Here is a 13414-nt window from a genome sequence, read left to right as displayed (position 1 = left end):
ACCAAGATACCGACATGACTTATGAATGTTGTTAGAATTAGAAAATGAAAAATAGTTAGAACTGAATAGACCATGAACAAACTAAAAGCAGCAATCCCATATCTTCTCTCAATAGTTGTAGCCACCATAAGCACAACCGCAACGGCAGCCCCCAGGATTATCCCCAAGGCACCATCTGTAGCCGCAACTGGATATATCCTGATGGATTTTGATAGTGGCAGGGTAATTACAGAAGGAGATAGTCAGAAACATCTTGCGCCCGCCAGTCTAACCAAGATCATGACCTCATATGCCATCTTCAGTGAGTTAAAACAGGGAAATATCCAGCTCAGTGACGAGGTTACCATCAGCAAAAAGGCCTGGAAGACCGGTGGCTCCAAGATGTTTATCGAGGTAGGTAAAAAAATTCCTGTTGAAGCCCTGTTGCGGGGAATGATCATCTCCTCAGGAAATGATGCCAGTGTAGCCCTGGCTGAACATATTGGCGGGGCCGAGGAGACCTTTGCCGAGTTGATGAACCAGTATGCCGAGATCCTGGGGATGAAGAACAGCCACTTCAAAAATGCTACTGGTATGCCGGCTGAGGGGCACTATACAAGTGCCGAGGATATGGCAATTCTATCTCAGGCACTGATTCGAGATTTTCCGGAGTACTACCCAATCTATGCAGAAAAAGAGTTTGTCTATGGCAAGGAGCTGAAGAGTGGCAAACCAATCAAGCAGTCCAACCGCAACAAACTTCTATGGCGCGATGAGAGTGTAGATGGCCTCAAGACTGGATATACAGAGGCTGCGGGTTACTGCCTGGTCTCTTCTGCAAAACGAGACGACATGCGCCTTATTTCTGCAGTGCTGGGGACAGAGAGTACGGAGGCGCGATCTCGTGAGACCCAGAAGCTGTTGAATTTCGGATTCCGCTTCTATGAGACCCATACCATCACAGAGCCTGGCGAGGTTCTGGCCTCACCACAGGTGTGGAAGGGAGAGGCAGATACGGTATCTGCCGGAACTACAGAGTCACTAACAATCACCCTAGGCCGCAATCAATTCAGAGATATGAAGAGTGATATTCTGATCACCAACCAAACTCTTGAGGCCCCGATAGCAGAGGGTGAACAGCTTGGAGTTGTTACCTTCACGGTTGATGGAAAGCCTGTTGCAGAGACTCCACTGGTTGCCCTGGAGTCGGTCGCAGAGGGTGGTCTCTGGGACAATATGATGGATAGTGTAGAACTCTGGTTCCAGTAGGGCTCTGTCACCTTGAACTCTATTGCCTATCTAAATGGCACATTCCTGCCAATTGAGGAGGCCGCCATTCCGGTTCTGGACCGCGGCTTTCTCTTTGGTGATGGTGTATATGAGGTAATTCCAGTATATGGAAAAAAACCATTTAGACTTCAGGAGCACCTGCAACGACTGGAGAACAGCCTGGCTGAGACCAGAATCCTGAACCCACTCTCCAGCAGCAGATGGCAGCAACTACTGACCGAACTGATCGATAAAAACGAGGGTGAAGACCAGTCACTCTACCTGCAGGTAACTCGTGGTACTGCACCGAGAGACCATATATTCCCAGATAACACCCCACCTACTCTGTTCATGATGAGCAACCCACTGGTTGGTTCCCCAGCAGAGATTATTGAATCGGGTATCTCGGCAATTACCGAGATTGATACCCGCTGGAGCCGATGCAACATCAAGTCCATCAACCTGTTGGCAAATGTGCTGCATCGACAACATGCCCTCGATCAGGGGGCAAAAGAGTCTATCCTGATTCGTGACGGCAAGGTTACCGAGGGTGCGGCCAGTAATCTGTTTATAGCAAAAAGTGGTGCTGTTATCACACCATCCAGGGGTCAATACCTTCTACCCGGTGTGACTAGAGACCTTGTTCTGGAGCTGGCACAGCAGGATAAAATTGAGGCCATAGAGGGCGATATTGATGAATCCCAACTCACGGATGCAGATGAGATATGGGTAACCAGCTCAACCAGGGAGATTGTTCCAGTGACTATGCTGAATGGCTCCCCTGTAGGTAACGGAAAACCTGGGGCAATTACTCTGCGTCTCAACCATCTACTACAACAGTTCAAAAGAGAGTTCCAGAATAGAGCACCATGAACGATTCAGACAATATCCAGGAAGGCAATGAAGAGACATTATTGGAGTTTCCATGCTCTTTCTCTATCAAGGCGATGGGCAAGGATGAGAACGACTTTGATACCCATGTCACCACTCTGGTACGCAGACATGTAACAGACCTGAGCGAAGGTGCAGTAAAAACCCGGCCCAGTAAAAATGGAAACTTTATATCAGTTACGGTAACCATTACTGCTACCAGCAAAAGGCAGCTTGATGATATCTACTATGATCTCACTGCTGACGAACGTGTAATGATGGCACTATAACCACATCCCATTAAGATTTTTTCACATGTTCCTTAACCGATTTATTACCTAAATCATGCAAGAGATCACTGTTCGCCAACACGGCATATCTCCATATGAGCCCACCTGGAGGATGATGCAGAAGTTCACCGAAGAGCGTAACGACATTACGCCGGATGAGTTGTGGCTGGTTGAACACCCGCCTGTTTTTACCCTTGGAAAAGCTTCAAAACATGAACATCTGCTAAATCCTGGAAACATTCCTGTTGTACAGATTGATCGTGGTGGTCAGGTCACATATCACGGTCCGGGGCAGCTGGTGTTGTATACCATGATTGATATACAGCGAAAAAATATCGGGGTGCGCGCACTGGTTACTGCACTGGAGAACTCACTAATCAACACTCTAAAAACTTTTGGCATTGACTCTGTGGCACGTAGCGACGCTCCTGGTGTTTATGTGGATGGGGCAAAAATTGCGGCCATTGGACTGAGAATTCGCAAGGGCAGAAGTTTTCATGGCCTAAGTTTTAATCTTGATATGGATCTTGAGCCATTCTCTCGCATCAATCCATGCGGATATCGAGGCCTACAGGTAACACAGCTATCTGATCTGATTACGCTTCCAGAGAGTGGTGAGATAGAGAGATTGCTGGTTCAACAGCTTGTTAACCAACTTGGATATAACTGGAATGGTGAAATCACGTAACTCAAACATTCACCAGAGGGGAGCAGACAAGGTCTCCCGTATACCTGTAAAGGTGGAACCAACAACTACTCCTCTACGCAAACCCTCATGGATAAGGGCCAAGGCTCCGCAAGGAGAAGGGGTGGCAAAAATCAGAAAACTGCTTAGAGAGAGCGATCTCAGCACTGTCTGTGAAGAGGCAGCCTGCCCCAATCTGGGAGAGTGTTTCTCTCATGGTACAGCCACCTTCATGATTCTTGGTGACATCTGTACCCGGCGTTGCCCTTTTTGTGATGTTGCCCATGGCAAACCTGAACCAACCAATCCTGATGAACCCAGACAGTTGGCAGAGACCATATCCTCAATGAGTCTGCATTATGTTGTTATCACCTCGGTGGATCGAGACGACCTCCGGGATGGTGGAGCAGCTCACTATGGAAGCTGCATTAATGAGATACGCAAATGTATTCCAGAGATCAAGATAGAGATTCTGACTCCTGACTTCAGGGGACGTGAGAATAGCGCAATTGAGATTCTCAGTCAGACCCCCCCAGATATCTTCAACCATAATCTGGAGACTGTGCCTCGTCTCTACAAGCAGAGCAGACCTGGTGCCAACTATGATGGGTCACTTAGGCTTCTGCATGATTTTGGGGAGCGTAATCCGTCAGTTCCAACCAAATCCGGGATCATGGTTGGCCTTGGAGAGACTATTGATGAGGTTAAATCGGTTATGGAGGATCTAAGATCTCATAATGTAAACAGATTAACCCTGGGGCAATATCTGCAACCCAGTCGCCACCACCTTCCAGTCAGCAGATATCTGACTCCGGATGAGTTTGACTCTCTTCGGCTTCTGGGAGAGGAGATGGGGTTCGATAATGTGGCAAGTGGGCCAATGGTACGCTCCTCATACCATGCTGATCTGCAGGCTGCCGGTAAAAAGATCAGCTAACAGCCTGACGACATCACCATGAGTATCTAAATTTCAGGGATGCATCGGGACTATCTGCAACTGGCTCATTGATCTCAAGATAGATAGATTTATCTGCGTTAAGGGGAATCTCTCCACCATTAACAGCTGCTCCAACTGCAGACATGGAGAACGTTGTAATATCCTCAGGAATACCAACATTACTGAGTCCGTACACCACAGACTGTTCTGCAAGTTTTCCTAAAAAACGCTGATTACCTGCAACTGACTGGCTATATTCATTATCAGACATGCCCCCATCTACACCACTCCATCTATACGATGACTCACTGTGAGCCACTGACGAGAGCAGTCCAATGGCAATGGCAACCGAAAACAGAGATATCCTGTTCACCTACCCAAGCCCCACTCTTGATGAAATATATAGCCGCATAATTGACGACGATACCAAACATCTGGTTCCTGTACAAACTGTTATTGGATTGCGCATCCGCAGGAGGCGTGCATGATCAGTAGATGACCTCCCTTGGCGGTAATGACGAGATCTGGATTTAATCATAGTAATCCATGCGCTCCATCAGATAGCAGAGGCAATCCTGCCTGATCACCTCCTCATCTCTGGTCAGCATCGATGGCATCACAGCCCTTTTGGTTCTTAGCTCTCCATCCTCTACCTCAAAAAACCTGTCTCCCACATCCTCTCCAGCCTCGCTCCAGACCTCTATATGGTCGACTCGATCTGAACAGACCACACCAAAACTGGTGCCTGCGGGGATCTCCTGAAAATTCAGCTGATCAAGATCATCTGCAAAACATAGATCCAGTGAATCCATCCCCTGATCAGAATCACCAAACCCAAACCGCACAGCACCTGGGATCTTTACCGTTGCCACCGTATGAAAGAGATCAACATCACCGTGAGCAACTGGATGAGACGGAATTTCGGATAGATGAAGACAACTCTCAAGAAACTGCTGCGCATGCTCAACACCATGAGGTTCGCCGGGCTGTCCACACTCCACAGTAACAGCAGGACAGATTTTTGACATTGCAATTGATTGCACCTCGGCCGGCCTGGTGAAGTAGACCACCGTACGACTAAACAGGGTGGCAAGATGGAGATGGGACTGTTCCAACAGGTTAACGCAGCCGTAATGTGGATTACGGCCAGTATTGTTATGGACATCAATACTGGCAAACACATTGCGCTGCCGCATCTGTTCCACAACCTCAGACATCATCTGTTGTTCTGAACCCCCACGCCCATCCCATATCCTGTTGTAGTCAGGCTGACCGGGAAGATGTCTTGCCCCCTCTGCTGCCGCAGAGACATTGCCAACCAGAAAAGAGAGGGAACGAGGCAGCTCCTTGTGTTGAAATTTCCTCAACATACCTCGTAGTGCCTGCCATCCGGTAATCTCATTGCCATGAAGCAAAACTGTAATAAACAGGGGCTCTCTTCTACGCCCCGGCAGATGGACGAGGGTAGTGCCAGACAACATGGTGGTGAGCTCATCTGCCTCGAGATCCAATAGACCATCAGGTATTTCATTCAGCGTAATCAGTTGTCTCATATCTACTCTACCATCCACTCATGAACTGGATTGCCCGATCTCTGGCCCTGCATATATGCCTGTAACAGCCCATCCATATCATGCCCATTTCGTTCAATCCACCTCCGTTGCCAGACAGCTCCATTCTGTCCACTAACCACCCTGCCCTCTATTATCTCCAGCCATGGTCTCCACTCATCCTCACTTAACTCCATACTCTTAAAACCGGCCTCCGCCAGAGGGGCCAATTCACTGCTCAGCAGAGTGCGTAACTCTATACTCTTGCCACTCTGCCACTTGATAACGCTATCCATCCCGCCTTTTGCAGCACGGTAAAAGTTATCCCTGGCCTGGTCAAATGGCATTAATTCGGCTATCTGCCTGCCACCATTCAGCAGCCCCATAACCATCCCAACAAAAAAGAGGGAATTTGCAACCACATCATCAACTGTTGGCCCTGCTGATGCCACCCTGTGTTCAATTCTCAGGTGGGGGTTACCATCCAGATCAAACCCTACAAGGGGTCGATTCCAGCGCCAGATAGTTCCATTGTGCAACATCAGATTAGAGAGGCTCTCTACGCCACCAGGCTGAATCATTGGCAACATCACAGGGTAATGGTCCAGATTCTCCCTGAATAACTCAAACAGGCTCTCAACCGCATATCCTGTCCCAAACCCAACTCTCCCCTCCCCCATACTGTGAGCAATTGGATCCACATTAACAGCCTGTTCAAATAGCGGAATACGGCTATCACTCCAGAGATCATGGCCAAACAGATAAGGAGAATTTGCACAGAGCCCAACCATTGGCGCTGAAAGCTGTATTGCTGCGTTGAATGCATCAACCGACTGGTGAAAAGGGACCTGCAGATGTATCTGTAGTGAGGTTGCCCCTGCCTCCATCATCACATCATGGTGAGTAAGTGCGAGATGCTCCCTGCCATCGATCTGAAACTCAAGTGGCCTGCCGCCACGCATACGCATCACCTGCTCATTCAAGGCCCGATAACGCTGTAACTCACTCATATTTCCAAGATTAAGATGATTGGGCTGCAGAGTTGGTAAAATTCCTACCATTGCAAGCCCCAACCCCATATCTGCTGCGGCGCTCTCTCCCTTGCTCCAGGTCTGGTTAAGCTCCTCTGCCAGGCTGGTAAAAGGGGTTCCATTAAGTGGTTGAGGAGTGCCGTTTATCTCTACATTAAAGCTGGCCAGCTCCGGAACCACCAATGGGTCATCCAGGTTGTGCAAGAAAGTGGTGTTGGATGGGGATGGCTGGAGAGATCCATCAACCAGCCAGGCCTCAAGCTCGAACCCAACGACAGGATCTGTACCGTGAAAGCGGGAGGCAGAAAACCACTCTTCAAGCAACTCAGTCTCTGCTGCCAGTGCCTGCTCGAAACGGTGAAAATCCCGTTTATGAAAATGGTCTGTAGTTATCTCCTGACCCATAGTAGAGACTATAACTCCGATTCCACCAAATGTAGCCTCTCTGGTGTCCCAACATCCGACCATCTGCCCTTATGGTGCTCACCAGATACTACTCCGCGCTCTACCGCATCGAACAGAATGGGTGCCAGAGGAAAACGCCCACACTTGATCCCGTCAAAAAGCTGGGGATGAAATATGGCAATTCCACTATAGGTCAGCTGAGGCTCAACATCCACGGCACCATACCCTGTAACCCTATCATCCTCCAACACAAAATCCCCCCTGCCATGGTGGGGTGGGTTATCTACCAGCACCAGATGGGCCAGCACTCCTGATACCTGACCACCCATCTCGTGCCCTGTTAATTGCCCAAAATCGTAGTCGGTAAAGATATCTCCATTAACCACAATAAATGGCTCTCCACCCAACAGTGGCAGTGCCTGAACAAGTCCACCACCCGTCTCCAGCGCCTCTGGCGGTTCGGATGAGTATTGGATATCTGCCCCAAATCTCGATCCATCCCCCAGATGTTGTGGAATCTGGCCTCCCAACCAACCGTGGTTAATCACAATATCTCTAACCCCCACTGCCACCAGCCCCTCAATGTGGTACTCAATAAGTGGTCTCCCTCTCACCTTTAGTAGTGGCTTTGGGATCTTGTCTGTTAGAGGACGCATCCGCTTACCTCTGCCTGCTGCCAGAATCATCGCTTTCATGACAGAGCTCTCACCAGACCATGTAGCGGCCCCAGCTCTGGGTACCTTGCAGTTACATCAATTACGTAGTTCATGGTACGGGGAATATCACCAAGATAACCAGGTTTTCCATCCCTGTGGTTTAGACGAGAGAATATACCTATCGCCTTGAGGTGACGTTGCACCCCCATCAAATCAAACCAGCGCATAAACTGTTCCAGCCCCACTCCTGTGATCATCTGCCTCTCTACCAACTGCTGAAAATAGATCCCGGACCATCTCTCCACCTCTCCCTGCGGCCAATCTATATAGCAATCCCTCAACAGAGATACCAGATCGTAGGTAACTGGCCCCCATACCGCATCCTGAAAATCTATCACCCCTGGATTGTCTGTTGGCAGTGCCATCAAATTACGTGAATGGTAATCTCTGTGAACTGCAACCTGAGGCTGCTCCAGTGCCGAATCTGCCAGCAGCGAGAACTGCTCTTCCAGCTCCCAAGCCTGATCCTCATTCAGCAGATATTGACGATGCACCCCAAGATACCACTCCTTAAATATCCCCATCTCCTGCATCAACAACGCCCGATCATAAGGAGGCAAGCGGTGATTCGCAGGCCACTGCTGCTGTATCGTCAACAAGGCCTCCATGGCATCTCCATAAAGCAGCTCGGATCTATCTTTGGTGAGTCTGTCCAGATATTGGGTTGATCCAAGATCGGACAACAGCATAAACCCTCTCTTCAAACCCACCGCCACAATCTCTGGTGCATGCACCCCACAGTTACGCAGTGTTCTTGCAATGGATACAAACGTGGCAGAATCCTCTTTTTCTGGAGGAGCATCCATCACAATCAGCGTCTGCTCCACCCCACCATCCAGATAACTTGCCCGGAAATAACGGCGAAAGCTGGCATCGGCAGATGCTGGGGAGATGGAAAACTCCAACCCACCCAACTGGCTGCCAACCAACTGTTTCAGCTGCTCCAACCGTTGATCCATTACTCAACAACTCCTCTATTTTTGATAAACCGAATTGTACTCTTTAGATGGCGTGACATGTATAATCAGTCGCCAGGAGCCTGGATTGTTGCTCCTGACTGACACCATTAATAGATAGATTATCAACACAGCCTCGTGAACCAACTGCTCCGCACAAAAACAGGATATCTTCTATCCACACTGGCCTGTGCAATTTCTGTCCAGGCTTATGCGGATGTCCCCTTTCGTTGTGTAGTTGGCAGTGATGGTGGCTGGCTCTGTGGAGCCAAAAGCGGGCTCTCCATCTCTGAGGCCACACCGCTATCTGCCATCCAGCCAACCCTCCAAACCCAGATACCAGCAACAAAACAGAGTGTTTTACCCAAGACTCAAAAACCTGTAGCAACCATCGTTAAACCATCATCTGCAACACCATCATCTATAACACCCTCTCCCAAGCCAACAGCAGCAACCGAAAACAGAGCTGCCAACAGAGAGCGGTGTCCTCTCCAGACCGCCTCGAACAGTGTGCCTGTCATACCTTCAGATCGCGGTGGTGAGGCAACAATCATCAGTGCTGATGAGATGGAGATCCGTGAACGCAACCTCTTCCACTACAGTGGTGATGTTGTTATGAATCGTGCGGATCAGTCACTAACAGCTGACCAGGTTGACTACAATCGTGATAGTGGCATTTTTAAGGCGGAGGGGAATCTGGTTTACCGAGAGACCGGATCAGAGCTGGCTGGTGATAGTGGACTCTTTAATCAGAAAACTGACAGTGGTGTCATCCACAACGCCAGATACAAAATAGACAATAATCACTCCAGTGGAGAGGCGGAACTTGCCGAAAAACTGGGGAGCTACGTCAACCGTTACAGCAATGCCACCTATACCACCTGTGATCCAGATAATAAAAGCTGGGAGATGGAGGCTGAAGAGATCAGAATGGATGATCTTGAGGGTTGGGGAACTGCAAAAAATGCCGTAGTTCGCTTTCAGGGTGTACCAATCATGTATACCCCGTCATGGACCTTTGCCATGGATGAGCGTAGAAAGTCAGGGTTTCTCTTTCCCAGCTGGGGCTATGAAAAGGCCGGTGGCGGACTGCTCAGCATCCCCTACTACTGGAATATAGCCCCTAATCGGGATGCAACCATCACCCCGCGGCTGATCGCAAAACGCGGGCTTCTACTCGATGGCAACTACCGCTATCTCAATAGTGCCAGCGATGGAGAGCTGGATGCAGGATTCCTCCCCAGTGATGACCTCTACAAGGATGACCGCTGGCAACTCAAATTTGCCCACAAGGGAGATTATCAGAGCGGACTAGCAGAGCCCCTGAAGTATGAGATTGACTACGCATCACTCTCCGACAGAAACTACCTTGGTGATTTTGGCAACACTCTTGGTCTTGCCAGCAGCGACACCCTGGAGCAGACTGCAAAGATTAACTACAGTGGTGAGCGCTGGAGTGCTGGCCTTCTCTTCTCTGACCACTACACAATCGGAAAGCGTGGTAAATGTACAATCAGCGGCACTGAAAACACCAGCTACACATCAGAGCGAACCTGTAGCGCAAACTCAGGGACCTGGAGTGTTGTAGATATAACGGGAGACAACGAGCCATATCGTAAACTCCCACAGCTAGACCTCGCATGGTCCAGTGAGAGTAATGACGACCAACTCAACTATAGCGTAGCAAGTCAGTTTACCCATTTTAGCCATGACACCAAGATTACCGGTAATCGTCTATCTGTCACCCCCGGGGTCAACTACAAATACAACTTCCTCAACGACTCTGCCTATCTGACCCCATCCATCTCAGTTGCCCATAGCCGCTATGATCTCAACAGCAGTGTCGACAAGAGTCCGAAGCGCACTATCCCTACCTACAAACTGGAGAGCGGGATCTTCTTTGAGCGTGAGACCACAAACTATCTACAGGAGCTTACCCCAACCCTGACCTACACCTATATTCCGGATGGCAGGGATACCGATCTAACCTCAGAGCTCTCCGATTTTGACAGCACCTCCATAAGTGCCGAGGAGAGCGAGCTGTTAAAAACAACTTTTGTTGGTAGTGACAAGGCAACACACACCAAACAACTTAACGCCAAACTATCTACAACATTTACTAACCAGGATAGCGATGAGAAGATATTGACCGCCTCCATTGAGCAGGCCATAAACTTTATCTCGGCAGAAAAGAGCGCATCTAATATTGTCGGCAAACTGGATACCGATTTTGGTTCTCACCATACCGATCTGGAGCTCAGCCTCGACCCATACGATGGCCAGGATGATGTTGTAACTGCAAACTACCAATACCAACCTGACAGCAACCATATTTTTAATATTGGCCACAGCTACTCCCGTGACGACAAGAGACAGTATGATCTCTCCGCCGCATGGAGAGTAGGCTCACTCTGGGGTGGGAGCTGGAACCTGCTGGGACGTTACAACTACGAACTAATGGATCCAAATTCCCACACCCTCGATGAGCTGGCAGGAATCAGCTATGACACCTGCTGTTGGGCCATGCGTTTCACCCGTAACCGCTACTTTGATGGAACCGAGACCTTTAACGGTGCCGATCGCAACAAATTCGATATAAAATGGTTCCTGACTCTGGAGCTAAAGGGGCTTGGAAACCTCGGTAAACGCAAACCACTAAACAAGCTGCTCTCTGAGAGCATCAAGGGATACAACCCGGAAGATTAAAGCGATGACAAAACTCTTTCTATCTCTAGCTCTGCTTTTTTCCATGGCTGCAAATGCGGCCTCGATCACCAGCATTGACCGCATTATCGCGCTCGTCAACAACGATGTAATCCTTAAAAGTGATCTGGAACGTGAGCTCTCAACTATTGTGCAACGTCTCAATAGCAAAAAGGTAAAGCTCCCACCGCTAGAGCGACTGACTGCACAGGTTCTGGAGAAGATAATCAGTGAACGGCTCCAGCTTCAGGCTGCCGAAAAAGCAGGGATCGTCATTGACGAGTCCACCACTGATCGCACCATGCAGCGCATAGCAAAACGCAACAAACTCAGCCTCTCTGCATTCAAACAAGCCCTGGCTCAAGAGGGTGTCGACTACCTCACCTTTCGGGAGAATCTGAAAAAAGAGATCACCATAGAAAATCTCAAGGTAAAAAAAGTAGAAAACAGGGTAACCATATCTGACGATGAGGCAAAACGGTTAGCCGACAAACTGGCATCCGAGAACGCCAACTCGCTACGCCAATACAAATTGGGGCACATCCTTATACCACTGCCAGAGGGGGCCTCACCAGAACAGATCCAATCTGCCAAAAAGAGCGCTCTTGAGATTGTTCAGCAACTGACAGCTGGAGCAAGCTTTGAACAGACAGCAATGGAACAGTCCGCTGGAAGCAACGCTCTTGAAGGGGGCATTCTGGATTGGCGTACCACCGCCGAGCTCCCTACACTCTTTGCCGGTCAACTACCGCACCTGCAGCAGAGCCCATTTATTGGCCCTCTGCGCAGTGCCAGTGGATTTCATCTGCTCTCACTACTTGATAGCCGTGAACAGCAGGCAACCCATCTGATTACCCTGACCCGTGCCAGACATATTTTATTGAAAAACAGCGAACTTAACAGTGATGAGAAACTAAAGGCAAAACTTGAGATCATCAAAGAGCGTGCCCTTGGTGGTGAATCATTCGAAGAGCTGGCCCGTACAAACTCAGAGGACGGCTCCGCCAAGGATGGAGGCGACCTGGGATGGCAGAACCCTGAAAACCTTGTCCCAGAATTTGTTAAAGAGATGGATAAGCTGCAACCTGGAGAGATCAGTCCGGTATTTAAATCACGTTTTGGCTGGCACATCATTAAACTGACTGAGCGCAAACAGGAAGATAATACTGAGGAGTTTTTGATGAGTCAGGCTCGTCAGATGATCCGCAAACGTAAAATCAGCGAGGCAACCGAGACCTGGTTACGCAGGCTACGGGATAATGCCTATATAGAGTATCGGTTGGATGATATATAGTCTGTCCAGCCAACGGTGTTACATATCGTAATATTTGACATTGCCATACAAAACAAATAACTTCTGAGCACAATTTTTCACTACAGATACCGGAGAGAGCTACTGCCCAATCGGCAGCAGAATAACAATGACCAGAGAAGAGACTCCACAGACCCCTCCGCCCACCATGCCATATCCACCACCATATGGATATTTTCCTCAGGAGGATGAGATCAGTCTTATCGATCTCTGGAATGTTCTGGTCAAGAAGAAGAGAACCATCTTTGGGCTGACTGCCATCGCCACCATTGGTGCCGTGATATTTGCACTCATCCAGCCCCCAGTTTACAAAGCAGAGACAACCTTTCTACCCCCCACAGAGAGTGATATTCAGGCGCTAAACGTCCAGGGCGTCCAGGGCGTCCAGGGCGTCCAGGGCGTCCAGGGCGTCCAGGGCGTTAGTGTGGACTCCGTCTACACAATGTTCAAGCGAAATTTGTCTTCCAGAGCCCCGAGAAAATCAGTTTTTGAAAAAATGGGACTACTGGATATATTTACCCCTGAGAGAGACGAGAACAGCAATGTGATTGCAATTTTTGATGGATTCAACAAAAGTCTCTCTGTCTCTTCACCCAAGCCAAAGAAAGGGGAAGATTCATCCCCTACAATCTCCCTATCCATGGAGGGAGCGGATCCTGACCTCATCGCAGAGATTGTGAACAATGTGGGCTCTGAGGCTCAGCAGGCAAC

Annotated in this window: 13 protein-coding genes; 8 read left to right on the top strand and 5 right to left on the bottom strand. The window is 49.2% G+C overall.

The features are described from left to right. Positions 1 to 72: 72 nt before the first annotated feature. The 5 genes from H8D24_00415 to lipA are packed head-to-tail and all read left to right on the top strand — an operon-like array spanning position 73 to position 4030. Positions 73 to 1248, top strand: a complete 1176-nt coding sequence (locus H8D24_00415) for a D-alanyl-D-alanine carboxypeptidase (protein ID MBC8518855.1) — start codon at positions 73 to 75, stop codon at positions 1246 to 1248. A 21-nt stretch (positions 1249 to 1269) separates the two neighbouring features. Beyond that, positions 1270 to 2121, top strand: coding sequence for a D-amino acid aminotransferase (locus H8D24_00410; protein ID MBC8518854.1), 852 nt, complete (start codon positions 1270 to 1272; stop codon positions 2119 to 2121). After that, positions 2118 to 2408, top strand: coding sequence for a DUF493 domain-containing protein (locus H8D24_00405; GenBank protein ID MBC8518853.1), 291 nt, complete (start codon positions 2118 to 2120; stop codon positions 2406 to 2408). The genes H8D24_00410 and H8D24_00405 overlap by 4 nt, the downstream gene beginning before the upstream one ends. A gap of 55 nt (positions 2409 to 2463) precedes the next feature. Continuing rightward, a complete protein-coding gene (gene lipB, locus H8D24_00400; GenBank protein MBC8518852.1) occupies positions 2464 to 3096 on the top strand; it encodes a lipoyl(octanoyl) transferase LipB in 633 nt (210 codons plus the stop codon). Continuing rightward, complete coding sequence (gene lipA / locus H8D24_00395) at positions 3080 to 4030, top strand: lipoyl synthase (protein MBC8518851.1); 951 nt, start codon at positions 3080 to 3082, stop codon at positions 4028 to 4030. Before lipB ends, lipA begins: the two co-directional genes overlap by 17 nt. 13 nt (positions 4031 to 4043) lie before the next feature. Here lipA and H8D24_00390 read toward each other — a convergent pair whose 3' ends face one another. The 5 genes from H8D24_00390 to H8D24_00370 form a co-directional block, all read right to left on the bottom strand. Further along, positions 4044 to 4403, bottom strand: coding sequence for a hypothetical protein (locus tag H8D24_00390; protein MBC8518850.1), 360 nt, complete (start codon positions 4401 to 4403; stop codon positions 4044 to 4046). Positions 4404 to 4560: 157 nt separating this feature from the next. Continuing rightward, positions 4561 to 5583: a succinylglutamate desuccinylase/aspartoacylase family protein gene (locus tag H8D24_00385; GenBank protein MBC8518849.1), complete on the bottom strand. Its 1023-nt coding sequence runs from the start codon at positions 5581 to 5583 to the stop codon at positions 4561 to 4563. A gap of 2 nt (positions 5584 to 5585) precedes the next feature. Then, on the bottom strand, positions 5586 to 7016 hold the full coding sequence (locus tag H8D24_00380; protein MBC8518848.1) for a glutamate--cysteine ligase: 1431 nt from the start codon (positions 7014 to 7016) through the stop codon (positions 5586 to 5588). Between the two features lie 8 nt (positions 7017 to 7024). Further along, positions 7025 to 7711 (bottom strand): nucleotidyltransferase family protein, encoded by a 687-nt coding sequence (locus tag H8D24_00375; GenBank protein MBC8518847.1) that lies wholly within the window; start codon positions 7709 to 7711, stop codon positions 7025 to 7027. After that, the gene (locus H8D24_00370; protein MBC8518846.1) at positions 7708 to 8691 is read right to left on the bottom strand and encodes a phosphotransferase; all 984 of its coding nucleotides are present in this window, start codon (positions 8689 to 8691) and stop codon (positions 7708 to 7710) included. Before H8D24_00370 ends, H8D24_00375 begins: the two co-directional genes overlap by 4 nt. Positions 8692 to 8826: 135 nt before the next feature. On the opposite strand from H8D24_00370, the gene H8D24_00365 reads away from it, so the two are divergent. The 3 genes from H8D24_00365 to H8D24_00355 form a co-directional block, all read left to right on the top strand. After that, the gene (locus H8D24_00365; GenBank protein MBC8518845.1) at positions 8827 to 11394 is read left to right on the top strand and encodes an LPS-assembly protein LptD; all 2568 of its coding nucleotides are present in this window, start codon (positions 8827 to 8829) and stop codon (positions 11392 to 11394) included. A gap of 4 nt (positions 11395 to 11398) precedes the next feature. Beyond that, on the top strand, positions 11399 to 12685 hold the full coding sequence (locus tag H8D24_00360; protein ID MBC8518844.1) for a peptidylprolyl isomerase: 1287 nt from the start codon (positions 11399 to 11401) through the stop codon (positions 12683 to 12685). 127 nt (positions 12686 to 12812) lie between these two features. After that, the coding region (locus H8D24_00355) for a hypothetical protein (protein ID MBC8518843.1) at positions 12813 to 13414 on the top strand (602 nt) is incomplete at its 3' end.

It is taken from the genome of Candidatus Thiopontia autotrophica, assembly GCA_014384675.1.
Lineage (GTDB): Bacteria > Pseudomonadota > Gammaproteobacteria.
Note: the sequence above shows the minus strand (reverse complement) of the source record. Positions and strands in the feature narration are given on the sequence as shown.

What these genes read in the sequence shown, in the direction of transcription:
- H8D24_00415 (MBC8518855.1), top strand. Translation starts at nt 73, where the DNA reads ATGAACAAACTAAAAGCAGCAATCCCATATCTTCTCTCAATAGTTGTA.
- H8D24_00375 (MBC8518847.1), bottom strand. Translation starts at nt 7,711, where the DNA reads ATGAAAGCGATGATTCTGGCAGCAGGCAGAGGTAAGCGGATGCGTCCT.
- H8D24_00405 (MBC8518853.1), top strand. Translation starts at nt 2,118, where the DNA reads ATGAACGATTCAGACAATATCCAGGAAGGCAATGAAGAGACATTATTG.
- H8D24_00385 (MBC8518849.1), bottom strand. Translation starts at nt 5,583, where the DNA reads ATGAGACAACTGATTACGCTGAATGAAATACCTGATGGTCTATTGGAT.
- H8D24_00360 (MBC8518844.1), top strand. Translation starts at nt 11,399, where the DNA reads ATGACAAAACTCTTTCTATCTCTAGCTCTGCTTTTTTCCATGGCTGCA.
- lipA (MBC8518851.1), top strand. Translation starts at nt 3,080, where the DNA reads ATGGTGAAATCACGTAACTCAAACATTCACCAGAGGGGAGCAGACAAG.
- H8D24_00380 (MBC8518848.1), bottom strand. Translation starts at nt 7,016, where the DNA reads ATGGGTCAGGAGATAACTACAGACCATTTTCATAAACGGGATTTTCAC.
- lipB (MBC8518852.1), top strand. Translation starts at nt 2,464, where the DNA reads ATGCAAGAGATCACTGTTCGCCAACACGGCATATCTCCATATGAGCCC.
- H8D24_00370 (MBC8518846.1), bottom strand. Translation starts at nt 8,691, where the DNA reads ATGGATCAACGGTTGGAGCAGCTGAAACAGTTGGTTGGCAGCCAGTTG.